We start from the raw sequence: 25,861 nt of genomic DNA on the forward strand, positions 1-25,861 counted from the left end.
ATGTAATGGGTCTTCAAGGTCTGAAAACTGTAGGTAGCCTCACGCGTCCTTCGCTTGCCTTTCCGACTCTGACTCCGCGCCATCATCAAGATCCTCACCTGACACCACGACCTGAGGATAGTCTCGACCCCGCTTGGGGATCACGCGCTCGATGATCTGTGCCGCAACCTGATCGCCACACATTTCGACCATTTTTGACCGGCTTACCCTGGCACCCATTCGTATCTGAAGAAAGCTGGCAGTTTTGCTCAGCAACTGAATGTTGGTGAAGTCAGTGCTTCGGACTATCTCGATTGCATTGGTGGGTGTTTCAGTGATGCCACTCTGGGTCCAGCGCCTGAACGTCGAGCGACCGTAAAGACGCACCGTCAGCCCTTTCCATCCAGGTGTGCACAACACAGGCACCCCGCTCCCTTTCTCGATCATTGTCAGTTTTAGCCATTCGACAGCAAACAGCGGAAAGCGCACTCCCAATCGTTTTGCGTGAGCACCGTGCTGCAGCACATCGAGGTCATCCGTTTGAGTCATTGACTTTGCCTTGCATCGATAGAGAGCGCTCGATCATTGACGAGCGGATTTGACTAGAGCCGACTGAATGCCCACTCAGCTAATTGTTATCGTAACGTAATACGATACCTAACTTGCCATTTTCCGGGCACTGTACAAATAAACAGGTCGGACAAATAAAGGGACTGCGGTATTCTCGTGCGGTCTTGTACCACAGTGGTCACTGGAACGTACCACACGTGGTCAACACAATAGAGGGCATAAGCCCCACTCAAAGAATTGATTTATGCGCTTTTAGCGGAGCGCCAGGGTTCCATGGTGGAACTCTCAACATGATGACCAAGAGGTCTCATGCAATGGACCAGCCGTTGGATTTGGCTATAGGGGGGATTTAGGGGAAAAAAAAACCGGCAATACAATCAGGACCTCAAAGACGCTTGCAGGCGGGTTTAGGTGGTCGAGATGCAAAGCCGGATTATGCGAGTTCTACAAGGTTTTTAGCGAAACCCTGTGGCACTCATAATCCGCTATCGTGGAACTTTGGTCAATACCAAGTTCCACGATATTTGTCATTTCCCTCCAGATTTGTCCCCTCCTCCCTTTTTGAATCACTGGTTGTGCTGCTTGGCACACAAACCCCCGTGAATCATGACAACCCTTACTCGAAACCAACCTCAACAAAGTGTTCTGGCCTTCAAGCAGATGCTCAAAAACCGCATCGGTCAGTTCGCGGTTGATCCTTCGATCCTTAGTGAGCTGGCACATCTGCGTTCTGTAAGGCGTTCCAAGTGGGATGCTGACCTCGACTATTACGGCAACCGCAAGCATGCAGCTGTCTATCGTGAAATGAGGGCGGCAAAGGAAGCTGGCAAACCAGTTCCACGGTGGAATTCCCCTGCTGCAGACACCAGTAGCTACCCATTATCAGCACGCATAAAGATTGAGCGCGAGTCCTACGGGAATCACATGATGCATGCTCAACTGCGCCGCAGCATCGCATTGGTCTTGTCATACCTCGTGGATAAAGTTGACCTAGTCAGCGGCGTTTGCGTTTCAGTAAAGAAAAAGCGTTACCGCGAACTCTATATCCGCGAAATCGCTTCTGGTACTGGCCTTGGCAAGCGAACGGTACAGCGAGCGCTGTCCAATCTGTCTCGGCACCGTTTGATAAACCGTGGTGTTGCCCTGATCGCTATAACGCCAGCCTTCTATAAAGCGCTAGGCGTCTATTCTTCAGCTAGGGCGATGGCCTCTTCACTGCGCGCTCTGATTCAAACAAGCGGCTACCGTGGTGTAAAGGTGAATCCTGAGACCATAGTTCCGCACAAGAGCTTTCATCGGTTCAGTGCCAGGTCATCTGCAAGACCTTCCCTTCGAAAGCTTTTGGCAAGCACTGCGCTGGCAGTGACTGCTGCAATGATGTCTGATATGCCGAAATCAAAAGTTCCACAGTGGAACAACCAGGCAGACCAGGACCCACCGCGTCAAACAGGCCCTCCTCCTCAAGTGGAATCGTCAACACCTCCTGCACGCGGGAAGGTTGGAGCCGAAGCCCTTAAGAAACTCAAAGCATCCCTATCCAAATAAGCCTCGGTTCTTGACCAGGTACCTCATCGCCTTCGGTTTCATTTTTCCCGACCAATTCATTGTTGCAACCGATCTCCAACGATCCGGATGCCCCCCCTTTGTCTCTACCGCCCCCTTTCTTGTATCGAACTCTTAATCAACGACTTCAATAACAGACCCCAGCTGACGAAATGGCTCATTTCCGTCTCTTCTTCAACTCAAATCAGGCACCTGCTAAGGGGCATAACAGGCACTCTATAAAAGCGTAGCTTCAAAACAATAGGAGTGACCTTTGATGGTCTGCCTGCAGCAATTCAACTAATCAGGTACCAGGGCGTGATAGTTCCATGGTGGAACTTTACTTGTGCATACCAGCATGAGCGCATGGCTGAACTAATTAGGTGGGAACCCAACGCGATCTACCGCTGGGTCATTCACTGGAGGCTGAAAACCGCGTTAACGCAGAGGCTTTTGTGAAAACGATTTGTAGCTTTTAGAGGGTCAACTCGATGGATTTTTTGAGCGCTTACACTGGAGCTATAAAACTACGTAGCGAATCACTATACGTAGCTAAAGTTTCTACCCTCCCCTAACGGTCCACTCACAAGCATGCCAAGACAACCAGAATCTGCTGAGCTTCTGACCAAAATCTCTTCTTGGCACACCGAACCACCGAGGGCTGATTTTTTAGCAATCAGAGTCGCTCAACAGTTCCACAGTGGAACTGTTAACGAAAAGCCTCGAAATTATGGTTTTTAAACGAATCACACCATCTCACGCTACGTGAAATCTGAGACTGCGGCTTCAGCTCACCCCTGTACATTTCACGCAGCAGCAATGTCAAAAACCGCACATTTCAGGCTTGTTGGCTCTCTTAATGGGAGAGTGAAATTCCACGGTGGAATTTCACTGCATTAAGAAGACTGCGTAATCGGTCATTCTAGGCCTGAGTTGAGTGTCGTCACGATTGGCAAACCCTCCCCTGCGCCATGGCCACTCTCTTCAGCGTTTTTAGCCAGGTTCCACCCTGGAACGTTTGGAAGAGTAATCGACACATCACGATTGCCCCTCACAGGTCAGACAGCACACAGCGGTTTACTTGGTAGAACCAAGAACGGCGAATCAAAACCGACAAGGGATAAATGGCTTTCATGATGCTGGCGCTGGTCAGTGACTCATCGCGATCACGATACGAGTTCCATGATGGAACTTACTTGACGGGTGTGATGCATGCCCTATTGCGCTTGGAATTTATAAGCTTGGTCAAAGTTCCACGGTGGAACCCGTAGGATGTGTTTGCAGCTATACCTCGGACTCTACTGCACGGTCGTCCATGCACTCTGCTCCTCGAAACAGACCCCTACATCCCCCAAGCTTTTCAAAGCCCTGCATCAACAACATTGAGCCTCTGATCAGCGCTGGCAGCATTGAGTGGATGGCCATAAGATCACAGCTGGTTTGCCAGGTGCAGGATGGCGGACCACGCCGTTGTGACCCATATCGAGTCTCAGCTATACAAAAGCCGATGGTGGGAACCTTATGGTTTTATAGAGGAGCAACGTGAGTTCCACTGTGGAACTTCAGTCAGTAATGGCAAACGCTCAAGAGTTCCTTGCGCTGTCAGTTGAGGCTGTAGAACCCACCGCAAAATCACACGCGTAATATCCCATTTCTAAAGCCGTGCTGAACAACTGCACAAGTAGGTAGCCATTGCATAAAGACCTATAGGGAGTTCCACGGTGGAACGTAATCCGCCCTGAAATATCGATGCTTTCACGAGAGTAAAACCCTCTCGCCCTCATGAGCGACACATAGCTACGGGTTGAACTAAATCGAATGACCGTCGACTGCTTTATCAATAGTTCCACGCTGGAACTCCAGAAACACCGATAGCACGTGCGGCAACCTGTTTCTGATGACGATCAAGGAGTGTTGGCAGGTAGGTGTGTAGCCACTCTGATTGTTTGCGCTACAGATACTCGACACCAGCTTTGACTCAGATAGTTCCACGCTGGAACTCTGGCCAGTAGGAAACCGCTTCATTGAAAACCCGTTGCACTTGCTCAAAAGCCCGGTCACTTTTCAAGGGGGCTGGCTGACCAATATCTACGCCTGACAATGAAGAGTTCCACGATGGAACAATTGTAGAGCTGACAAATAACATCTTGGGCTAGACGCACTAGTGGCTGAAGTAGGGCGGCTCTGCTTAGGATGGGCTTTGAGCTTGAGGCTGAGTGTTTAGTAGTAGCCATAAGTCCTTCGCAATAGCGCCGCACTACCAAAAGTTCCACTGTGGAACATTTTAAGGGTCAAGTGATGGTAGGTCGGTGCCAGCAACTTGTGACGCAAATTCGGATCATCACAAGCTTTCAAAGCACAAGCTGGCAGTTGGTGATCTGCCAGGCAGTTCCACCATGGAACTTTGAATGGTCACCTTCAGGGAACGTGATTTCGTTGCAGGGAACAGGACATTTGCGACAGTCCCTAATCTCACGCTGCAGGCCCAGCCCTCAAAAGTTCCACGATGGAACTCACCAAACTTGAGCAGGGAGATGAGTTCCCTCGCAATAGTTCCACAGTGGAACAATGCACGTGAGTGAGCCTCAATTCGATCAATTATGTGGGGACGCGATTAGGACCAAACCTTTCGTACGATTGATATATACGATATAACCTTACACTTAAAAGGCTATATAAAATGAGCAACAAGGCTCAATCCCAACCCATCAAAATGCCAATCAATCATGCAAGCGGCGTGTGTCCTACCACTTTACGTGCATGGCAGATGAGGCTCGGCTTCACAGTTGACACCAAGAATCGCCTTAGCGTGACCACCTAGAATCGTTTTTCGGTACCGCTGTAGAGCGTTCTCGCCAAGCCTGTGACGCAACACCACGCTAGCACTGGACGAGGCGGGCGCTCGTTACCAGTATCCGCAAAGCAACGTGCGTTGCCCCCATCGTCAATCGCTAAACACTTACGGATACGAACGACCGGCTATCAAACCGAGTTGACTAGCCTCCCAATGCCCTGCGCTGACTGAGACCAGAGCTGGCGCTTTTCATAGGGATCACACACAGCATGAAGTGTTGAACCCATGGGCGCCGTCATTAAGAAGCGTCAACGCTCAAACTACTGCGCCATCATCTATGACAGCGGCAATCGGAAGCTCCTGCATATCCCAGACATGAGTTGTCAATTACGAGCTTACAACTGAGCGCCAACGCCACACAGCGCAGCCAGGGTTCACGCTGTAAGAAGCCCCAGTGTTAACACTTAAAGCGGTTAGGGCGCCAACGCCTACGACGCAGCGTCATGAGAATCAAGCGGAGTAGGGCGGTGCCAGGAAGATGGTTATGACTGACCCTGCAGGACAGAAATTCAGATCTGGTTCGCCACGGCACTCACCAAGTTTCAATCGGCTGATCAGGACCAGAGAGCGGATGCAGCATCATTGATGCAGTTACCAACCCTATGACGCATGAGTTCCATCGTGGAACTACTGACAGGATTATGCAGCGACCGACAAGTAGACACGAACAATGGCGAAGGCTGGTCCGGGCTTTGTCACCAGGACATCCAGTTGTTGAACAATCCCGACCAATAGCAAGAGCCCGCAGCTGCCACAACTGGCGCAATGCTCACCCAACCTGAAGGACTTGAACTGTTGTTGGCGCCAGTAAGCAATGGCACGTAGCAGACAAGGAATTGCACCAGAAACTGGTAGCAACAACGCCTTTCAATACACAGACGTCATGTCATTGCTGGGCCCGAAGATCCTACAGTTGGCACTGATGTCTAACACCATCTAGGTCCCGACAGGCTGTATACGATAAGGACGGTTTCAGTTCCTGCGAACCAAAGTGCAGGTCAATTCCTCTTGAGTTTAAGAGGAGGATTCCACCGTGGCACTCACCCCCCCAGAAAGAAAGCTCAATGGCCAGAGCATCAAGACACGACAGTACTGAGGATTTGGCAGCAGAAACCGAGAGCGCAATTCTGCACCCAAAGCGAGCAATGGCGGAAGAGCACGACACCTCATAGCCACAATCAAAACGAAAGACGATAAGTTCCATCGTGGAACTCACATCCCATGCGCAAGAAACCAGTCACAGAGACCAGATTTTTTACACCCGTCCAGGGCTCAGGATTTTCTAGCAGAAACCACGGACGCAATACCGCACCCTCAGTCAGAGATGGCGGGCAAGCACCTAGCCTCAATACCACTATCAAAACGAAAGACGAAAAGTTCCATCGTGGAACTCCAGTAGAAGAGCGAAGAATTGCCACGCAAGACATTGCAATCAATAGCTGAGACTGCGCCCACTGGCCTTACTCAAATTGAGTTGGCCCAATCAGCAGCCTGACCTTCAGCGCACTGAGCCATGGGCATCCGCCAAACGCTTCAGCCACAATGTATGGAACGACGAAATGTTCCACCGTGGAACTATTAATACTGCGCACCACTGACAGGCCACCAGCACCAGGGCGAGATGCTTCACAGTGAACCCAAAGCTGAGATAGCGATAACACTCACGGGCTGTACGTAGCGGGAACGCTATGGAGCTTTGAAAGTGGGAACGCTGTAAAGCTGCTCTACGTTAACGCTTTAAAGCGTTTTAGCGTTGACGCGATCAGGTGCGGGAATCCTTAAAAACACAGGATATAGACCAACTCAGACAAGAGCTGTCTGTATGTGGGAATTGAAAGGTCGTGGTACGAACTATAGGGATTTGAAGGGCTGCTGAGCCGCAGTATCTGGGTCTGGATCGTACGATCCATTTTAAGAGGTATTGCTGGAGCACCGATTAAATTGCCGAACGGCTACGGTGCCAAACGATTATGCGATAAGACAACCAGAAATGGAAGAGGGCACATTGGCCCTCAACCCTACACACCAGAAGCCATGAACCTGAGCCCCTACAGGCCCAGCCAGAAGCTTGATATGCCATCCGCATCCTCACGGTTGCGATTCTTGCTCTCTGTGTCTAGAAGCGACTGTGAGAGGTCGTCACGGTTTGTGTACTTACCTCTCAATGGATTAGCTGTCTGGTCCCACATCGCTATGGCGTCTGACTCACCAGGCCATGGTTTTGGAAGGGTATAGCGGTGCTCTCGCTCAAGATGTTCCTTGCGCGGGCCGTAATAGCTTTGGTTCGTAATCATCGAATGCCCAAGCACAGCAGCTATGTCATATCTGCTGAAGGTGCCACTACGCCGAGCTTCCTCAGCAAAGGCATGACGCGCCGTATAGAAGCAGAGCGAGTTCCCTTCAAACACACCGGGGCTGCTGGTAGTTGCGGCAAGCATCTTCAATTTGGGCTTGTTCGATGGAGCCATCTCAGCACCAAGGTGTTCGATAGTACCACCGTGGAACTTTAGGATTCTGGCCCAAGATCGCTGCAGCGTCTTGCGGCGTCGGTCGTAGAAATTGCCAAACTGTTTCGCATCCTCGTGCTGGTACACGATTTCAAGAAACATCTTCAGAGCACGCAGCTGGTTATCAGGCCAATCCTCTAGCACAAGGTATCTCTTGTCCTTAAGAGGATTGTCTTCACGCCGACCTGACTGCTTAAGCGTGGTCACTTCCAAGACACGTCGAATAGTCTGCTGTGTGTCCGGGTCGTAATGCTCTTCGAGATAACGAGCATAGGGCCATTCGTGTGGTCGCAGTCCAGTCCATAGCGTGCACATGAACCACATGGCGGTTTCCATGCTCGCGATTCGATTGCGCGATGGATTGTTCTCCTCATCTTTCGTACGAGCTGGAGGCATCAAGTCAGCCTTCAGAAGCTCCAGTACGTTCTCGCTGACGAATGAGAGATAACGCTGGTTTTTCTTAGCCGACGACACGAACAGCTTTGAATCGTCTACCCCATTAAGAAGTACGTTCTCAGGACTTATTGAAGCCGCCTCCTTCAATCGTTGACGCCTGCTTGGTGGTATCCAGGCACGAAGCTCTTGGGTTGACGTATGACCAACAGATTCAAGATGGCTAGCAACCCATTTGCGATAACACAGCGCAGTTTTTTCACCCAATCCTTTGTCGGTAACGCGTAGGTCAAGCCAGCGCGTGAACTTTGCAACGTCAACACTCGCATCAGGGTGATCAGCAGGGCCAGGAAGGGTGGGCGCCGAGGAGGTGGCTGAGTCAGCGCTGTTGTTTGGTGATGACGCAGAGATGTTTGAGTTATCGCTTCTGAATGAGTTGAGGATGCCGATTGCTCGTAGCTGGATTTCACTGCTGATAGTCATGGTTTGCGCCCAAATGGGTGTTAACGATCCAACACAAATGTGATGACGGAGGATTCGCTTCTGCTGGCATTCATAGGGATGGCCGGTCGTTTCGCTGCTTTTCGGTGTACCACCAAAAAACATCAAAACGTAATAGATTCGGGACATTTTTCAAGACCGTCCGGACCCCGGTACAGACAACAATCCTACCCTAGGTACAGAAAACGTCCACCCCTAGGTACAGAAAACGTCCGATGCTAGGTACAGAACTGAATCAGGTCAGTTATTAAGAGGCTGAATTCGAATAGAGGTGCTGCCTATGATCATGTCGAAGACATGGGAAGGGGGTTACATGAGCAGGCCTTGCTAGGGCTCAGTTAGGTCTTAAAGAGCCAGGAGAGAGAGAGAGTTTTAGTGGCGCGGTTTAAGAATTATCACGGGGGTTATTTGTCGATGTCTGTTGCTTTAGAGGGGGTTTGGTCATGGTGATGGGGGAGGGGCAGAAGTAGCGGGCCGATCCGAAGCCATTAAGGTGGCACAACCATGCCTCTTTGAAAGCCTCACAAATGATCCTCTATTTCAGTGGCACAGAAATGACCACTTAATGGCTTTGAAATAGCCATTTAATGGCTTTCCAATGGCTCTTCCATTTCGGTGGCACAGAAATGACCACTTAATGGCTTTGAAATAGCCATTTAATGGCTTTCCAATGGCTCTTCCATTTCGGTGGCACAGAAATGACCACTTAATGGCTTTGAAATAGCCATTTAATGGCTTTCCAATGGCTCTTCCATTTCGGTGGCACAGAAATGACCACTTAATGGCTATGAAATGACCACTTAATGGCTTTTAAATGGCCACTGAACGGCTTTTAAATAACTTTTTTAAGCTACGGCTAATTCAAGGTTCGGCAACCAGCCACGGTGGATCATGAGTAATAGAGCATTGTAGCTAGCGAAAATTGCCATTTATGTGGCACAAAAATGGCCATCATGTGGTACGTAAATAGAAAACGTGTGGTACATTACTCAGCATTAAGTGGTACAGAACATCCACCTCCTTCCCCTGAGATCAAGAGTTGGAGGTGTGATAAAGTCCCGAGTAACAATGTTTAGTATTCTTATACGGGGTAAATGATGGTCGATTTTCCGGTAGCTGAAATGCCCGCATCGCAAATCGAGGCTCCTGCTGAGTTGAGATTGATTGGCGAATTGAAGGGGCGAGACAAGAAAGAGCTTTCCAATGATGAGGGCGGAAAGCTTCGGACCGATGCCTTGCGTCAAGAAGGTCTTCGCGTGGGTGCGCAAACAGCCTTGGCCTATCGGTACGGGATGATCATGGATTATCTCGAAGCTGTTGAGCCAAAACTCAATGTGGCCTTCAACTTTGCGCAGTTCGTTAGAGACGGGCACCTGCTCATACCTGCGATTACTGAGGTTCGAGATCAGTACACAAAGGAAAACGGCTTGGTGCACCGAGTCAAAGCCGGTTACACCGTTCAGGAAGAGGCCCAGGTGGTCTCCTCGGTCCCTACATGGAGGGACTACGTGTATCAGCGATACGAAAAACCTGAGTTACCCCATGAGGCTCTTTTCCCACGCGATGACTTCGAAACAAGTGAGTGGAAGCGTTCCTTACTAGAAGGATGGAATGCGGGCATCTATCAAGCCGATGAGATGTTCAAGGATCGCGTGAATCAGCTTACGAAGGCTGTGGAAGGGCGCCACCAATACGTGACCCTGGAATCGCGAGCGATGTTTTCACCAGCTGATCTGAAAGTGGTGAACTCACAAGTGACTTTCCAAGGCCGGACCATGAACGTAGGTGAGCAAATTATCGGTATTGGCCAGCTGGGCAACTTCACAAATAGCCAAACGTGGGCACCGATATGGACGCGTTAATGCAAGGCAATACTCGTCTATCTGAGCAACGTGAAGGTGTGGTTGCGTCTCTGGTCCTCAACAAAACCCTTGAGGCCCCGACCATTGAGGTGCCTGTTCGGCTCAACCTTGATTTCTTGGACGCGCTTCTCTTGCATTGCGTCGTTAACAAAGTGTCGGATTTGATTCTGGTGAATGGCGACATGATCGTCATGAAAGCAGGTGGGACGCTTTACCGTTTCGGTGAACGTAAGTTCTATCTGCAAGAAATGCAGGAACTCTTAGGCGGTCTGGTGAATGACCCAAATGCAGCCCTTGAGATCTCGCGGGCCGAGCCTAGAGACTTCAATTACATCGTGAGTAGGGGCGTGAAGAAGCCTATTCGCTTCCGTTGCTGCGCTACAGGTTGTTTGGCCGCTGGTGGGGGCGAAGGGCTGGAGATAATTTTTAGACCAACAGGGAAGGATGTAGTCCCGCTTGAGCAGCTAGGAATCGAGCCGTACATCATTGAAAACTCTCAACCATCGTCTGGGATCGTGATTGTCACGGGTCCAACGGGCTCTGGCAAAACGACTTTGCTCGACTCAATTCTGCGCAGAAATCTCACAGGGTTCCCTGCCAAACGGGTCATAACGTTTTACGCGCCAATTGAAAATGATCTAAACGACATCCCAGGTATTACAGGTCAAGTGATTCAGTCGGAAATTGGGCGTCCGGGTCATGGTGCTCACATCAAGCAATGGGACTTAGCTGTGAGAAATATGCTCCGTCGCCATCCCGACCAGGTCGTATTTGGCGAGGCACGTGACAGAGAGACAATTGATGGTGCAGTTATGGCCTCGATGTCAGCACACACGACCTACACGACCTCACACACCAGCAGTACCCACATGACTATCCCAAGGATGGTTGATGCGTTTCCAGCAAACGAACGCATACGGGTCACCAACGCATTGATCGATAACACCAGGCTAATCGTTCATCAGCGGCTGTTAAGAAACAAGAATGGTCATGGGCTTGTTGCTATTCGTTCAGCTCTGGCGTTCACACAAGACATCCGAAACGAATTGCTGAAGAGCAACATCGATAAAGTCCCGCTGCTTGTTAAAGAGGCTACGGAGCGTGAGGGGCTGAGCTTGCTTGCCTCAGCTGAGGGGCAATTCAAACTCGGCAACATCGATGAGTCGACCCTGTATGCCCTTGAGCGAGAGCTGAAATCGGAGTTCATCTGATGCTGCTAACAACACCGAAGGGCGAGGTGGTCAACACCGCATTTGTAAGCAAGCAGTCAAAAATCAGTTTCAAGGTACTGGAAGCTCATACAAGCGTTCTGGTTCCGCTGCTCATTCTTCCAGTTCTGCCCTTTTGGATCACCGTGAAAGTCTGTTTTTGCGTGATCGTAGTGCTGGTTGTTCTTGAGCGTAGAGGCTGGACGGTGATGTACGCATTAAAACGGCTCAGGCATTACTTCGCAGGACCGTTTCGGACGAAAACAACTAATCGAAAAATGGCCAGAATGGCCAAGTATTGAAAATTTAGGTGCTGATAATGACTAAGAAGCCGCAACAAAAAGTAGTGCTAGCAGCTGACGACAATGGCTACGCATCCCACAAAGTCGTTGTTTTCGACGAAGCAAGGAAGATTGTCTGCACAAAATTCGATACCAGCATCCAGATTGGTGGCTCGACACTGACCAGCGTCGGTGGTGTTAAGGAAGACACCTACGAAGTATTGGGTGAAGAAGGACAAGTCACCAATACGTACACCTGTAGCTCGGCCATCACGCAGCCTCTTGACCTTCGCAACTCGAACTACCCATTTGTAGAGGCAAACAGGGTGCTAATGCATCATGCGTTGATCCGCTCGGGTTTGGCCGGAAAGGAGGTTCAAATCGGAGTGACGCTCCCTTTCGCCGACTACTTCAATGTAGACGGGCAGATGAACCTAGAGATTCAAGAACGCTCCCAGGCTAATTTTCTCAAGAACAACGTGGTAGCCGAACACAACAAAGTGAAGGTTAAAATCGTAGGTGCCAGGGTTTTCCCTGAAGGTATGAGTGCATTCTACGACTGGGCACTGGATGAAAGCTGTAACCAAACTGACGCATTCGAAGAGCTGAGTGATAATGACGGTAGTGTCCTGATCGTCGATATTGGCGGATCGACTACTGACATCGTCTGCATTCGAATGGTCGACGGCAATATTATGATCGACCACACTCACTCAGGTACTGCCAAGATCGGCGTGCTCGATGCTAAAGATGAGATCAACAAGGCCTATCAGAAACGCTTCAGTTCAGGAGGGTATGAGTCCGCACTGTCCCCTCGGGCACTAGCTCGTATTATGGAGACCGGCACACACAAAGCAGGTGGCCAAGTTCATGATCTGAACGCAGATTTGCAGGTGATTTTCCGAGCCGTTACACAACGTGTTGTGTCGTATATGCAATCTAAGGCAGGTCGCATAAACGATTTTGAGATAATTCACTTTGTTGGCGGCGGTGCAGTGCTCTTCGGTGAGGCATTGAAAACTGCTGTGCCTGTTTGCAGCATTGGAGATGAATTTGCAAATGCTCGCGGCGTACTCAAGTACATGGTAGCGCAGCTGGAAAACGTCTGACATCGCTTATCACCAGGTAGATATTTAAATGGTTGGACGCAAACCTATCGCATCGGCGCGCCAAATTAAGACTCGCGTACAATTCATGCTCCGTGCCACCGAAAGCGACGTTGCGCTTAACAGTGAAAAGAGTCGGCTAATGGACATGATTGAGTCCATGAAAGAGGCAGGTGTACTGCAAGAGTTCTTGCTTGATGCCCTAAAGTCCAAACTGCGCCAAGAAGAAGGGCAGTCAGTCGTTGCATCCACGATTGTCGAAGTCGGGCCTCAGGCCCGACCTCAAAGAACTGCTGAGCCACAGACTCCGTACCAGTCAGAACCTCACCAGGCACCTGTTGTGGCCAAAGTAGTAGTCCCCGAATCAAGAGAGCCTGTAGTTGTTTTTGAAGCCATGAACCCGGCACCCACAGCTCAAGCGCAAGTAATCGCAGAAGTTGGGGCTGTACGGAATCAGGAAGCACCTAGGGCAATCATCGGGAACGTAATCCGAGAGATTGAAGCGGATGGAAAAGGTGTGGATTCGAGTGACAAAGCTCCATTACCAACGCAGGTGCGCAGTAGGCCCCGAGGCAATTTGCTGGGCGCAATGGGGTAGGTCGATACTAGAAATTTAAGCAGGGGCCGAAGGCCCCTTTTTTTATGCGGATTAAGGGGAGCTTTGCTCGATTGAGGCGGGTAGGGCACTACTCAAGCGAACGATTGAAGTGCTCTCCGTACACCATGACGATGAAGTTCAGGGTGGCACCACTATTGAAATCGACAGTCCAGTCCAAAGCCTGGACGGAGCATTCTATCTTCCGCAACTTGACCCTAATCTCCTCAGAGTATTTCAAGCTTAATAGTATCGGCTTGTCTACACGAGCGGTCACAGCGGCGATTGAAGCCTTCTGAGCTTCATGCGAGACACAAGATCTGTTGTCAAAAGCGAATGAAATCAACGAGCGTACCCAAAGAGCGTTATTGGGTGAATGCGGCCGGTTTTTAGGATGTTCACGCGTTAGATGTTGAGAGAGGGCATAGGCGCCACTTGTAACGACCTGTAGTAGCTCAGGGCGTAGTTTAAAAGTGGTGGCCGTGACGTGGTTGCCTTCGAGCCGAGGTCGTCCTGCCATATGAATCCCGAGGTTGCGTAGTATTGAATGGGGCGCATCCTACCATTGAAGACGCAGGCATTCTAATAAAAAAATATGGTATTTATTTATTGACACAGAGGGGTTTTGGCAGCAGTATAGGATCAGGCCAATTTAGACCATGCTTAGGGATGACAAATGAATACCAAAACGGATTGCTTGAACGGAAAGGCTACAGGCTTCAGCGCTTGTAATGAAATCCTCGACCAAGCTGCTCAGTCTGTGCGCAACAATCCCCAGGCTCCTGTAGCGCTGCCATGGATGGGCGGTCCACTAGGCGTGGAGTCAAAGATTCTTCTTTGCCTAGCGCAACGCTACGGAGCTATGGGCGTTGCTTCGAAAGGTGAAGGGGCTCAGCGCAAGTACAAGTTCTACTACAGCCGCGAATCGACTGGGAACTGGTTCAGCGAAGTCTGGCCCCTTTGGAAAGTTTCAGCTTGGTTCGTTGCTTTGGTGTTCTTTGCGATTGCATTCATGCAGATGAAAGTGGGCGCAGGGTGCCTGGTAGTCGGGCTACTTTCTTTGTTGGTCTTTGGCCCACGAGCAGTGGGGGCTCTTCGTAACGCAGTGATCGCTGGAAAGCTCTCTGGCTACAGCTATGCGCGTGAGAGTTATCCAATGCTTGTTGCTGGTTCAGTGATTGGCGTCGTGCTGATTGAGTGGGCCTATGTCCTCCCATGGAATGCAGGCAAGGCCGTAGACTTAGTAGAAGGTGTTGCGGGGCTGCTGCTGATGAGGGACGGCTTGTTGGACTTCATATACCGCCTGGCCAAGATAGCTTTCACTATCGGTGTGCTCGCGGTGGCCTCGGTTCTTGCGTTTCAGGTGGCAGGCGTAACCATGATGCGAAAATGGTTGGAGGTTGCATATCGTGATGGTTTTGTCTTTGCACAACCAGAATCAGGTACTTGGTTCAACAAGCTGATGGTGACGGGGTCAAATCCACTTGCGGGTCTTTTCATGTTCGCATTCGTCATCCTGGCAGTGGGTAGCATGGCAGTACCGTTGATGAAGTGAAGTTGACCATCCCTTTGCTACAGGCCAAAAAAAACCAGCTCATCGAGCTGGTTTTTTTTGCCTTGATAATTTGTGCTTAGCCAGCGCCCGTGGCAGGTGAAGGTTTCTTCTGAGCAAACTGCATTGGTCGAGAGGCGGCATGCTCGCCTTTACTCACAAATGCCATGAAGTTGCCTCGGGCCTTTTCTTCGCTGTGTCCATCGCCTGTAACTTCGTGGCCACCGTTGACCCAGCGTAATCCCTTTTCAAAAAGCTCAGAGGGGAGAGAGAAGCACCGAATGATTGCGGTATAGGCGAACAAGATCCCAATGACGACGCCGCCAACAGATGAAAACAGGTTCACGAACCCAGATTGAAGCACGCCTGCTATGTAGTCAAAAAACCACGAGACGAGGTAAGCAACCGGCTTGAGGGCAATAAAAATCGCAAAAAAACCAGCCACACGAAGAATTGGATTTAAGTACAGACCAATCATTAGCATGTAGCCCTGGCGGGTATGTTCGGTGCCCCAACCCTCTTTCTCTGCAGTACCGTGTGCGGCTAGCCAGAAAGGGGAGACAAGCAAGCATTCAATGTAGAAAAGCATCCATGAGATAACACCCATAAACCAGATGCTCAGCGGGACTGTTGGAAGGACCACACCAGCTATAAATCCAACGGCAATCAATATCGCCAGCATTTGGTCTATGAGTGGAAACAAGAATTTTGACATGGCATCAATGACGGCAATCGTCACCGATCCAACTCCACCAACAAACTTTGCTGCTGTGCCAGTTCCAGTGGCCCACGAGAACACGTTAGAGCTTAAAGCGTCGCCTGCCATCTCAGCCGTTTTTGCAAGGAAGGTAGCGCCGGTAAATACGCCTGCTTTAGTCAAATACATGGCTTCAGCGCCTGCGCCAATTGCCGACCCGATAAACTGGATGTTGATGATCAGGTCATCTGGCGAGTTCATCTGCAAAGCACTTCTTGTGATAGAGCTGAGCATGTTGTACAGGGACATTTTTATGGCATCGTACATGCCAGCACCCTCACTCCCTGACATTGATATTGCAGATAGTGACGGTATCACTTGGCCTGGAGAGCCATCTGCCAGCATGCTGGCACCTGAACTTCCGTATGCTTTTTTAACGTTGACGACACGCTGGGACAACTCGTCGAGCCTTTGGTCCTGAGCCCACTCACCATCAATCTGGGGGTCCGAGGTTGTGGCTACCATGAGCTGGGCCAGACTATTGATTTGAGACTGCCCGTTACTCACCTGCCAGAAGACAGTACCTAGCAATGGCCAGCCACCATCAATGGTCTGCTTTTTCCAGTCCATGCCGTCGCGCCCAGCAGTGTTGGCTGTGTTAACAGCTTGAGCAACAATTGATTGACGGCCTTCGTTGTATTTTTTTAGTACCGAATTTATTTCGCCTACTAAGCCAGAAGATTTGCCTCTTGCCTCATTTAAAGCTTTCTCAAAGGTCGCTTGAGCCCCTGATCCGTTTGACTGCATATTTTGCAGTGCGCTTTGATCGGCCATAATTTTTGCAGCTATAGAGGCGATTTCAGGACGGAGCCCATTCAATAAAGAAACCAACTTCGACTGGGCATCTGTAGCTACTTGGGTAGAAATATCAGTTTTCTTAGCGAATTCCGCCATACCAGTGCTATCGGGGATTTTGCCTTTTGCAGGTGCGCTAATGGTGATCGCACCGCAGTATTCTGAACGAGGGTTCGCCGCTCGAAAGGAGCTTGAGGACTCTTTGTAAGGGTATTGTATTTTATTGACAAAACCTTTGTGCACATCTCCAACAGTCGAGACTGTATATCCGATTGTTTCTGCTTTGGTATAGGAATTGATGTATTGCCTACAAACTTCAGAACCTATCCAACTAAAAATTACATCCTCACCATTTATAATTGATATTGGACGATATACGCCAAAATCGTAGATATAATTTAGCCCTTTTTCTTCAAGTATGTTTGCATGGGTATTACCCATCTCTGCAACAGAAGTGACTCCATATTGCATTGCAGAGAAACCTGATGTCAGTGGAATCATCATCAGACTAGCCACTGCCATACGCAGAGGCATCCAGAAAGATGAAATAACCTGTCCACCAGGGACGCCTTTATTGGCGGTTTGAATGATGTAGTTGCCACCACCAAAAACCATCAGCACAGCCATCATGAATAGGCCAATGGTATTTAGCGTCAAGGAAAGCACAGAGAGCAAAGACTTCTCGCCATGCGACCCCGTGTCAGAACCGTAGGTGACCCAGTTTATTATTTTTTGCCCAAAGTCATAACCCGCATTCGAAACGGAAGCGAGTGATTCAATTTTGAACCCCTCGTCTGCATGCGCCAGTCCAGCCCCAAAGAAAAGGGTCAACGCCGCTATGTATAAACCATACTTTGGAATTGAAATATTGCGCTTAAGCATCAGCGCCACCTCTAACCGTAGATTGCGCCTGTGCATGCTCTCTTGAATCAAGCTCTTCATTTAAAGCCCTTAATACCTTCAGACTCATCAAGATCTTCAGGCCTGAGTAAATAAGTAATGGTGTGGCAAGTACAAGAGAGGCGTTGAACCAAGAGTCTAGTTTTACGCCAATGGCCACTCCGCGAGGAATGAGCATGAGCGAGTAAAAACACGTAATTGATGACGCAGCGAGAATTATCCGATGGCCAATAATTGACTTCGCGATCAGGTGGTCGCTGATGGCTTCCGTCGGAATAATTATTCGATTCGAAATGACTTGGTTCTTCAGTACATGGCGTAGAAGGGGGAATGACCCACGCTTCTTAAGGATGGACGCTTGATTTGACCAAGATTTGGTGGCGAGCAACCACTTGAGGGCGCCAACAAAAGGGCTCCCTTTTTTTGGACTAGGCGCCTGCATTGGTTGGGCGCTAGCAGCCTCAGGTCGCAGGTCCGTGGGGGTGGTTTTTTCCATGTTTATTCTCGCTATGGGCTACTACACGCCGTTTAGGCAAGCTCGAATAAGTATGGTATAAAAATACGATACATTGTTAAAAAGGTTTAGGGAGAACACCTTGAGTGAATCAGTTTGCTCCCATGGAGCCAGTCTAGATGGGGGTTTGCTTGACTCTGCTGTCGTCGCCCAGCGCTGGAAAGACTTGGGAGATTCTCTGGCCCGGTTGATGACTTGGATGGATAGCCAAGAGGTTTGGCTGAACAAAGGCGGTGATGAAGAGCTTGACGGGGTGTTGAATCAACTCATCGAGCTAAGCGAGCACGAGACATGGGTAAAGGACATGCATAAGCCCTACATGGCAGCGGCGCTCGCAGAATTACTGGCTTGGGTGGCGTCTTCCAGGTTCTTTAGGCTGTTAGAGGTAATGGACAGGAATTCGCCGAATTTTGTAAACCGTTTTGCACTGGCGTTGGGTCGAGTGGGCGGTGGATCAGGCAGGTTTGCGGATCTGTTTTTTGAGCGAGTAATGGTCGTGCACAGGGGGGAGCTTTTAGGGCGGGTTTTCGGTGATAACCGAACCAATGCGATAGCAGAAGCTATCAGAACCATCAGAGAAACCCGACATGAATAAGCTGAAGCCAACAGCACTACTGCTGTGCGGTTGTTTAGTGCTGCCAATTAATTTTGCTCAAGCTGAAACCGTAACCACTACGGATTCGGCTTGCGACATCGATGACATGATGACTGCCAACGTTCGGAAGATGGACGAAATGGCAGTTGGTATTTACAAGAAAAATCTTGAAGTGCCAATTGCAAATCAGATCGAAACCGCCCCCAACGTTAAGGATGCGTCGTGCCTGCCAATCCTTGACACGTTAGATACCTTGCTGCGCATGAGGATTCCATCAACTGGAGCCTTAATGAGCGGAATCATGGCTAAAATTCGCGACATGAGTTGTAAGTTTGCGAATGACTTTATAGCTGGTATTGCTGGGAAATTGAGCTACAACATCTCAGATCCTTATGGAGTCGCATCTATAGGCGTTGGAGCAACTAATGGCTCCGGAGGTGTGCAAACAGAAACCTATGACTTTGGAGCTATCGTCGCAGATAAGGTGGCAGATGCTGCTGCAGCCAAGGCACGAGAAATTTCTAGAGAGCAAACTAAAGCAGTTACGAATAGCTTGCCTAACGCTGCTAGTGACCGAACTCCACGTATTGAAAACACCATTGATAAAGGTGTTAAGGATGCTATGGATGGGCTCTAAAAAAATCTTGCAGGTTGCTCTTGCCACGGCAATCTTAGCAGCGTCTTCGAAGTCATTTGCTGTTGGCATACCTGTTTATTGTTACAACTGCCAAGATGCGACTTTTAACGCCGCGCATTCCATAATCGATGCTATGCGTATGCAAACCGAAGCCCTACTTAATGCCGATGACTATGTCATGCGGACATCGCTGGGCATTCAAACTGCTATTGCAACATCGCAGGGTGTGACTGAGCAGCGTATTAAGAACGCATACACAATGGACCCGTCTATTGCCAAGCCTCGACTCGCGTGTTCGCAGGCAGCAACAGCAGGTATCCGGTCAGGAAGTAAAGGCGCATCGTCGGCAGTGCGAAAGACTTTAGCCTTAAAAACAGCGAGCTATAATTCTCGTGGCGCTAATCTACCCCCAGGTGAAAGTCGGAAAGAATATTCGATTACAAAGGTGCTAGAAGTCTTCGCCGAGAAAGAAAAATCTGATCCAACTATCATTCTCTCTGGCGAACCTATTCCAAACGATGCCGCAGCAATTGCAAAGCACCGGCTGGTCCGAGATGCCACTACTAACCCATATCCTGTGGAGTTACCACCCGCCGAAGAAATATTGCGCATAGAGAAAAACGGTTCGCAGGGTGAACGGGAAGGTTTGTCGCAGATGAAGGTGCTTAAGAGCCGCCAAGAAGCGGCTCAATTCATTCTCGATCAGGACGAAAGTTCGCGCATTCAATATATCAACTCTGAGTCATTTAAAGATCAGTTGTCTTATTATGTCGAGAGCATGGATAAAGAAACAAAAGCGCTTTGGACAACTGGCAAGTTATCTTCGTACCAGGTTGATGAATTGGGTGCCAATTACAGAGCGCTGTCGCCTTCTTGGATCAAGGGGGTAGCTACAAACGTGAGTGAGGTTTCTTTATTGAAAGAAATGGTTCTCGCGCAAGCAGAGCTGCTCTATCAGCAGGGTCGCAGTAATAAGATACAACGCGAACAGTCTATTCTTTCTGCAATGAAAGAAATTCGTGAAATTTCAAAAGATGGCTTGCAGACACGCTAAGGAGATTTTTATGTTGGGTAATGAAATTGAGTCAGATACAAAGCTTACTGCAAGCCTAGATACAAGTATTTCCGCAGAAGAGGAGTTGCAAGCTGTACGAGCACAAGCTGCTCTTGATCGCGCAGACAACGATCTACGAATTGAGCCAAGCCTAGACCTAAGCGATATGGACGCTCTTCTAAGCAGTGCATTTGCTTCTCAAGGCAAAACCGATTCCGAGGTATCTAGCGAGGAGATGACAGACGATGCTTTGCTCGATGCGGCTCTCTTCGACGAAGAATTGGATCTTGGCACAGATTTAGAGCCGAAAGCTGATGCAGAAACAGAGAAGGCCTCATTGAACCCTGCAGACGCTTCGCAGGATAGCCTGATGGATCAACTGGGTGAATCATTCGGTGAAGCGCCTTCCCAAAACCCAGCTGGTGATTCGTTATCACAGAGTCCCACAAACAATGCTGATGACATCAACGCTGCTTTCGCTGCAGCGCAGCGTCAACAGGGCTCGGATACCTCAGAAGGTATTGCGCGGGCTCAAGCACCAGGCATGTTGGGCGACCAACAAGCTCAGCGCCAGGAAGTCGGTTTGATCCAAGGCATGAGCATGCTCGGCGGTGCCGGTCTCGCGAGCTTGGCTCAAATGTTCCGCGCTGGTGGAAACTCGATCAATACCTCGATCAACACCCGTAAGTACACAAAGCTGACAGGGGAAATGGACTCTCATATTCAGAATATGGACGGAATCCTGAATAGGTTAGATGCCAATGGGTTTAAGGCTGGCATCAAGGGCCTTAAAGGGGACCACAAGACTGAGTTCGTGAAGGAGTTCATGGCAAATCCTGCTAACAGGCAGATGTTTGACGACCTGCTTCAGTCTATTGGCACTCTATCGACCAAGACCAATCAGGCTGCATTGGCTGGTGTCGCGGCGGGTTTATCCGGTGATCACCTTGAAGGCGAGATCGCCAACAAACTGAAGGGCGTCAGCGATAAGCACAAGGAAATGCTCGACTCCCTCCATGACCATAATGGGAATACGCTGAGCCAACGTCTCGACAAGTTAATTGACCAGGTTGCCGATTTTCTCAAGTCAATGTTCAGCAAAGTAGCTGAGACCTTCGGGTACAACTCAAGCCCAAGGATGTAGGAATGGCAACTGTTCGTGATTCCTCGCTTCCCTCCATTTGGGGGCAGCACGGAGAAGCCTTGTTCAATCCCGTGATGGTGAAGAACAAGCTCATAACCACTGTCGAGCGCGCCCCAGCAGATTGGAGCGCACGTCTGGACGATCTGGGGTTCAAAAAGGGGAGTCGCGCATGGCTGCGCGTTGGACCGGTGACCCAGTCAGAGTTCCAGTACCTTTCGCCCTCAATTATTCTGACTGGATTCCGGCCCGAGGATCTGGTCAACGCGCAAGAGGAGACCCAGGTAAACCCAGTGCCTCTTTCCGTTCAGGACGAAATTGTTAAGCTTTGGCAAAGTAACTTGGATGCTGTGCTCTTTGAGATGAGCTTCCATGACGTTACCTCCAAGGCTGTAGCGTGGAGTCATGTGGAGTCGGCGTTAGCAGGTGACTCCACACCAGAAGCTGACGCCGTCGCAGAGTTGGCGTTTGCCAGGATGCGTCACCAGAAAACCTTAGTGGGAGATGCGCTCGATTACGCCGCGTTTAAAGGCTGGGGAGGAGTTGACCTTAATCAGGTGGTGCCGCGTGGCAAATGCATTTTGCATAGTGGCGACACCGTGAATTGGGCTGACTCCGAGGGCGTGATTCACAAGGGCCGACTGGCAATGCCACTGCGCGTGGGGGATGCCAAAGTCTGGGTTTATGAAGGGGGCCCTCGCTTTGTTGGCGGGATCTCTGCATCCACACTTGGCCAAGTCAGTCGACAACAGGTTCAGTTTTTGGATGCAGGTGAAGAGTGGTCTAGAAACCAGAGTGTGGCAGCTGGGTCCGAGCTTGCGAATACCTCTACAGCACCCTACAAACCTACGATTGAGTTCCGCCTTGCTGACTTGTCGAATGAAGCAGGGCAAGCAGTTGTTGCATTCCTCAAGACGTGCATCTACTTCCCCCAAGATCGTTGGAAAGTGGATTTATCAAGTAGGGCCAAAGATGACGACGCGCTCGCAGTAATGCTCGATGAAGTACAGGGTGTACTGGAATCAATCGAGTCAAATCTACATGCAGTCTCACAACATTATTATGGTCCAACAGGAATAGGCTTTTGTCTCGCCCAAAATCGCTCGATGACCCCATCAAGCGCAGGTTTAGCGGTGAGAATCGGCTCATATAATGGACTCGGCTTTTACTCTGTCACTGATTCTGTAACCCCAGCAATGGTCCTTGATAACGGGCTGATACATTATGACCAAGTGGCCAGTGAGTTAGACGAGCAGCTGCGGTTACGTATTGCCGAATTTGAAAGAGATGCCCAATCCCTCGGCGCAGCTGCAGGCGTTGAAAGCGCTATCCCGCTTGAGTTCTATAGAGGCTATCGCGTTACGAATGCGCTCAATGAACTGGAGTCCTCCGGACTGGGAAGCAATATCACCCAAAATCAACTCATGTCGATTATCACTGTTGCAGGTGACAAGTATGGTGTCGCCAAAGAAGCGCTATACGGAATTGAGAAAGGCGAAGGAGTAAGCCTCACTCTTTTCAACTATCCGGTGCCCAGCGATGTTAGGGGTATGAGCCATGGGCAGCTGAGTCTTGGCATCTCCCACGACACAGTCTCTCTGGTATCTGTAGCTGACATCTTGCGCGAGCTTCAAAGCCCAACGCATGCAAGCATCCAACCAATTGACGCGAAGCTTTCATTCGCTCAAATGTCGATGAGCTATGAAAGTAGCGAGGTGGCAGATCTATCTCGAAAGATCCCTCACCTCACCTGCACCAGCCCAAAGCGGATGCGCATCATCCCCCTGGAAAACCATGCTGACGCTGTTTCTGCAATGGAGCAGGTTCTTGAGGCCCTTTCAGTCAACGACTTGGTTGGAGAGCGCACTGAAGAGCTTGCGGTGGCTAAGCTGCGTTTGGATTCCTTTCCGCTTGTTGCACGCTTCCACAAGGCGATTGAAGCCACGAAGAATGCAGATGAGAGCAAGGTTGCCGAGTGGGTTAAGAACGAGCTAATGAGATCGTTTCAAGGCCGTATCACTGAATGGTCAGAGTCAGGTTTCCAACGAGTCATTAAAGCAGTCACAAATAATCTCAGGGGAAACCAGGGTGTTGTTGTTGCACTCGCCGCGTTAGGTCAGAAAAAAAAATACTATACATTTGGTGTTCCAGGTACGGACGATGCAGTCCTTGAAAACCGAGATGCGGTACTCGGCAAAGCGATGGTTCAAACGAAAGAGGTATACAAACTCAAAGCAAAGTTTGCAGTTTTCGACGCAATTTCATTCTCGGACCCTGAATTATGCTCATTGATCGCGGGTGAACGATCTGGACTGGAAAAGGTGGTTGAGGGCGCTAGTGGTGACTATCAAGACACTGGAGTGGTTGCAGGATATGCACGCAAAGATATTCGTAACTTCAGCCGCGATGATTTGTTGCTCCACGCAGGAAAGATGAGCGCCGAACAAAAAGAGATTTATGTGAAGAGGGAGTTGATCTGGCCGCGCACAAGCTTTGAGGAAATGAAGGAGAAAGGGCTGCACCTACACACAGCGATAGCCATTGATACGTTGTGGAAAAGCCTCCCGAAAGCCCCCAAGTCGCTGGCCACAGAGCATGTAAAGGCGTTTACGGACCTTATCGCGGGTATGCGCGACGGTACAGCTGATCTGATTGAGAAAGTGAAGAGCGGTGAACTGCCGGACACAGAGCGGCATGATACAAAATTCATTAATGGTGCATTGCTTGATATTGAATTCAAGCTGTTTACTCGTGCGACGTGCCAAAGCGACTCAGTGAAAGGGGTTTACAAAGAAATCAAGGTACGAGGAATGCCTGGACTGAAAGTAGGGCACTACTCCCCCTTCACTGATTCGGCTTCTATGCGGAGCGTTCTCAAAGATGCGACGTGGGATGATCACCTGAAGTCCAAAAAGGTAACAAGACCAGCCTCGGGTTCACGTGTAATGCGCGGGGATGTTGTCCGTGTGGGGGATGACTACCGAAAAGGTGTGTCGGTAATTTCAGAGGACTTTCTGAAGACCTTCGGTTTTAGCGGGGTTGAGTACGGTAACTGGACGAATCAAAAAGAACGCGAGAAGCATTTGAATCTTTCCTATGACTCTATGATGGACTTTGCGTCGGTGCTCGGCTGGGAGCCAATGGCTCTTAGTTTGGGGGGTAGACTTGGATTGTGCATTGGTTCACGTGGCGAGGGGGGGAGCCGTTCAGCAGCTGCTCACTTTGAGCCCGCCAACTATGCGATCAATCTCACGAGAATGTCCGGAGATGGCTCTCTAGCCCACGAATACTTCCATGCTCTTGCCAACCACTTCGGCCATATCCACACGGGTAAGCCGCAAGACCTGCTCGATACCTTTTCTTATTCGTTACAGCGACCAGGTGCTTTACCAATAATCAATGAATCCAGTCTGCGTGAACCAGTACGGTCTGCATTCAGGGATTTGCAGGTGGCCATCATGCGTAAACCCGCACCAGGTACTGACCCCGGAGTAATTGGAAACTACGTAGAACTATCCGACATGATGGCGTCCTCGAAGGACGACGACTATCTGGCGCAACCAGCAGAAATGTTTGCTAGGGCAATGGAGGTATGGTTCGCCGACCAACTCCAATATCAGGGCAAGAGAAATGATTACTTGGTAGCTGATGGTAAAGGTGGAGCTTCCTACCCAAACAAGGAACACCTTGAGCGTATCAATAAATGGGTTTCGCCTCTGTTGGAAGCTGTAGAGCTTGAGGTCCGTAAGGTGACTCATCCGATCCTTGGGGACATTGAGATGCCTGTACTGCACAGTGAAGAGCGGAGTTCATTCCCTTTATCGGCACAAGACATTGTCGATCTGGGTATGAACGAGTTGAACCGATTGTTTGAACGTTCGACGCCAAAATTCATGCTCTTCAATGAAGAGGGCGCAAAGGCAGGCTTTTACAGCTCGGCACTCGACGTATTAGCGCTCAATGAGCAATACGCTGACCGCGAGACCTTCTATCACGAGGCTTGGCATGCGTGCGAGGCTAAGCTACTGACCGCTGATGAACGTCTATCCCTACAGACAGTGTTTAGAAATGATGGACCTCTCTCTCTGTATGTCACAGAGACCATGCGCATGCATGGCCTCTCGGAAGTAGGTATCAATGCCGCGATGGAAAGTCCGTCTGAGATGCAGGCGTACGCTTTCCAAATGTGGTCTGCAGGAAAGCTGGACCTAAGTGAGCAAAGACTCACGGAGTTTTATAAAGTGCGGGGCTTTGTGGACGGCGTAACAGAGGTAGCTGCGCTACTGGGAGGGGAGAAGGCGAAGTCACTTTTCTCCGCATTCATGACTGGAGAGCTAGCTATCCGAAATGGTGCAGTGTCAGGGCTAGCAGAAGGCAGGGGTATTACGCTGCATTTACCCCTACCACCAGAAGTCAGGGAAATAAGGGAGACATCGGTTGCCAGTCAGCCCTCGATGAGAATGGGCTAAGCCGCAAATCATCATCACCCGCTTGGCGCAATGCAAGCGGGTTTCAACA

At 49.9% G+C, this 25,861-nt stretch carries 15 protein-coding genes; 11 read left to right on the plus strand and 4 right to left on the minus strand.

What is annotated here, in order from left to right; genetic code table 11:
• Window positions 1-39: 39 nt before the first annotated feature.
• Entirely contained in the window at window positions 40-528 is a 489-nt protein-coding gene (locus VSQ83_RS24920) for a hypothetical protein (protein WP_326427817.1), read from the minus strand.
• A 627-nt stretch (window positions 529-1,155) separates the two neighbouring features.
• On the opposite strand from VSQ83_RS24920, the gene VSQ83_RS24925 reads away from it, so the two are divergent.
• Complete coding sequence (locus VSQ83_RS24925) at window positions 1,156-2,094, plus strand: hypothetical protein (protein ID WP_326427818.1); 939 nt, start codon at window positions 1,156-1,158, stop codon at window positions 2,092-2,094.
• Window positions 2,095-6,993: 4,899 nt separating this feature from the next.
• Here the strand turns inward: VSQ83_RS24925 and VSQ83_RS24930 are convergent.
• Window positions 6,994-8,475: a hypothetical protein gene (locus VSQ83_RS24930; protein WP_326427819.1), complete on the minus strand. Its 1,482-nt coding sequence runs from the start codon at window positions 8,473-8,475 to the stop codon at window positions 6,994-6,996.
• Window positions 8,476-9,443: 968 nt separating this feature from the next.
• On the opposite strand from VSQ83_RS24930, the gene VSQ83_RS24935 reads away from it, so the two are divergent.
• From VSQ83_RS24935 to VSQ83_RS24955, 5 genes are all read left to right on the plus strand, one after another.
• Window positions 9,444-10,208 carry a type IV secretory system conjugative DNA transfer family protein gene (locus VSQ83_RS24935; RefSeq protein WP_326427820.1) on the plus strand — a complete coding sequence of 255 codons (765 nt, stop codon included), beginning with the start codon at window positions 9,444-9,446 and terminating at the stop codon, window positions 10,206-10,208.
• Window positions 10,208-11,419: an ATPase, T2SS/T4P/T4SS family gene (locus VSQ83_RS24940; RefSeq protein WP_326427822.1), complete on the plus strand. Its 1,212-nt coding sequence runs from the start codon at window positions 10,208-10,210 to the stop codon at window positions 11,417-11,419. Before VSQ83_RS24935 ends, VSQ83_RS24940 begins: the two co-directional genes overlap by 1 nt.
• The gene (icmT, locus tag VSQ83_RS24945; RefSeq protein ID WP_169873016.1) at window positions 11,419-11,718 is read left to right on the plus strand and encodes an IcmT/TraK family protein; all 300 of its coding nucleotides are present in this window, start codon (window positions 11,419-11,421) and stop codon (window positions 11,716-11,718) included. The genes VSQ83_RS24940 and icmT overlap by 1 nt, the downstream gene beginning before the upstream one ends.
• A 17-nt stretch (window positions 11,719-11,735) precedes the next feature.
• Window positions 11,736-12,806, plus strand: coding sequence for a ParM/StbA family protein (gene parM, locus VSQ83_RS24950; RefSeq protein ID WP_326427823.1), 1,071 nt, complete (start codon window positions 11,736-11,738; stop codon window positions 12,804-12,806).
• Window positions 12,807-14,074: 1,268 nt separating this feature from the next.
• Window positions 14,075-14,953, plus strand: a complete 879-nt coding sequence (locus VSQ83_RS24955; RefSeq protein WP_326427824.1) for a hypothetical protein — start codon at window positions 14,075-14,077, stop codon at window positions 14,951-14,953.
• A 76-nt stretch (window positions 14,954-15,029) separates the two neighbouring features.
• On the opposite strand, the gene VSQ83_RS24960 is transcribed toward VSQ83_RS24955, so the two are convergent.
• The gene (locus tag VSQ83_RS24960) at window positions 15,030-17,384 is read right to left on the minus strand and encodes a DotA/TraY family protein (protein ID WP_326427825.1); all 2,355 of its coding nucleotides are present in this window, start codon (window positions 17,382-17,384) and stop codon (window positions 15,030-15,032) included.
• The gene (locus VSQ83_RS24965; RefSeq protein WP_326427827.1) at window positions 17,377-17,898 is read right to left on the minus strand and encodes a hypothetical protein; all 522 of its coding nucleotides are present in this window, start codon (window positions 17,896-17,898) and stop codon (window positions 17,377-17,379) included. The genes VSQ83_RS24960 and VSQ83_RS24965 overlap by 8 nt, the downstream gene beginning before the upstream one ends.
• Window positions 17,899-17,998: 100 nt before the next feature.
• Between VSQ83_RS24965 and VSQ83_RS24970 the strand changes: the two genes are divergently transcribed.
• Genes VSQ83_RS24970 through VSQ83_RS24990 form a run of 5 tightly spaced genes read left to right on the plus strand, consistent with a single transcriptional unit; the run spans window position 17,999 to window position 25,812 of the window.
• The gene (locus VSQ83_RS24970) at window positions 17,999-18,511 is read left to right on the plus strand and encodes a type IVB secretion system protein IcmW (protein ID WP_326427828.1); all 513 of its coding nucleotides are present in this window, start codon (window positions 17,999-18,001) and stop codon (window positions 18,509-18,511) included.
• Window positions 18,504-19,148: a hypothetical protein gene (locus tag VSQ83_RS24975; RefSeq protein WP_326427829.1), complete on the plus strand. Its 645-nt coding sequence runs from the start codon at window positions 18,504-18,506 to the stop codon at window positions 19,146-19,148. Before VSQ83_RS24970 ends, VSQ83_RS24975 begins: the two co-directional genes overlap by 8 nt.
• A complete protein-coding gene (locus VSQ83_RS24980; RefSeq protein ID WP_326427830.1) occupies window positions 19,138-20,202 on the plus strand; it encodes a hypothetical protein in 1,065 nt (354 codons plus the stop codon). The genes VSQ83_RS24975 and VSQ83_RS24980 overlap by 11 nt, the downstream gene beginning before the upstream one ends.
• Before the next feature lie 10 nt (window positions 20,203-20,212).
• Window positions 20,213-21,346, plus strand: a complete 1,134-nt coding sequence (locus VSQ83_RS24985; protein WP_326427831.1) for a hypothetical protein — start codon at window positions 20,213-20,215, stop codon at window positions 21,344-21,346.
• Window positions 21,347-21,348: 2 nt separating this feature from the next.
• Window positions 21,349-25,812, plus strand: coding sequence for an LPD1 domain-containing protein (locus VSQ83_RS24990; RefSeq protein WP_326427832.1), 4,464 nt, complete (start codon window positions 21,349-21,351; stop codon window positions 25,810-25,812).
• The last annotated feature ends 49 nt before the right edge of the window (window positions 25,813-25,861 follow it).

The organism is Pseudomonas sp. DSV-1 (genome assembly GCF_035830915.1).
Classification (GTDB): domain Bacteria; phylum Pseudomonadota; class Gammaproteobacteria; order Pseudomonadales; family Pseudomonadaceae; genus Aquipseudomonas.

Coding starts and splice junctions, on each gene's coding strand:
- VSQ83_RS24920 (WP_326427817.1), bottom strand. CDS start 528: ATGACTCAAACGGATGACCTCGATGTGCTGCAGCACGGTGCTCACGCA.
- icmT (WP_169873016.1), top strand. CDS start 11,419: ATGCTGCTAACAACACCGAAGGGCGAGGTGGTCAACACCGCATTTGTA.
- VSQ83_RS24940 (WP_326427822.1), top strand. CDS start 10,208: ATGCAAGGCAATACTCGTCTATCTGAGCAACGTGAAGGTGTGGTTGCG.
- VSQ83_RS24975 (WP_326427829.1), top strand. CDS start 18,504: ATGAATAAGCTGAAGCCAACAGCACTACTGCTGTGCGGTTGTTTAGTG.
- VSQ83_RS24925 (WP_326427818.1), top strand. CDS start 1,156: ATGACAACCCTTACTCGAAACCAACCTCAACAAAGTGTTCTGGCCTTC.
- VSQ83_RS24990 (WP_326427832.1), top strand. CDS start 21,349: ATGGCAACTGTTCGTGATTCCTCGCTTCCCTCCATTTGGGGGCAGCAC.
- VSQ83_RS24980 (WP_326427830.1), top strand. CDS start 19,138: ATGGGCTCTAAAAAAATCTTGCAGGTTGCTCTTGCCACGGCAATCTTA.
- VSQ83_RS24955 (WP_326427824.1), top strand. CDS start 14,075: ATGAATACCAAAACGGATTGCTTGAACGGAAAGGCTACAGGCTTCAGC.
- parM (WP_326427823.1), top strand. CDS start 11,736: ATGACTAAGAAGCCGCAACAAAAAGTAGTGCTAGCAGCTGACGACAAT.
- VSQ83_RS24930 (WP_326427819.1), bottom strand. CDS start 8,475: ATGTCCCGAATCTATTACGTTTTGATGTTTTTTGGTGGTACACCGAAA.
- VSQ83_RS24985 (WP_326427831.1), top strand. CDS start 20,213: ATGTTGGGTAATGAAATTGAGTCAGATACAAAGCTTACTGCAAGCCTA.
- VSQ83_RS24965 (WP_326427827.1), bottom strand. CDS start 17,898: ATGGAAAAAACCACCCCCACGGACCTGCGACCTGAGGCTGCTAGCGCC.
- VSQ83_RS24960 (WP_326427825.1), bottom strand. CDS start 17,384: ATGCTTAAGCGCAATATTTCAATTCCAAAGTATGGTTTATACATAGCG.
- VSQ83_RS24935 (WP_326427820.1), top strand. CDS start 9,444: ATGGTCGATTTTCCGGTAGCTGAAATGCCCGCATCGCAAATCGAGGCT.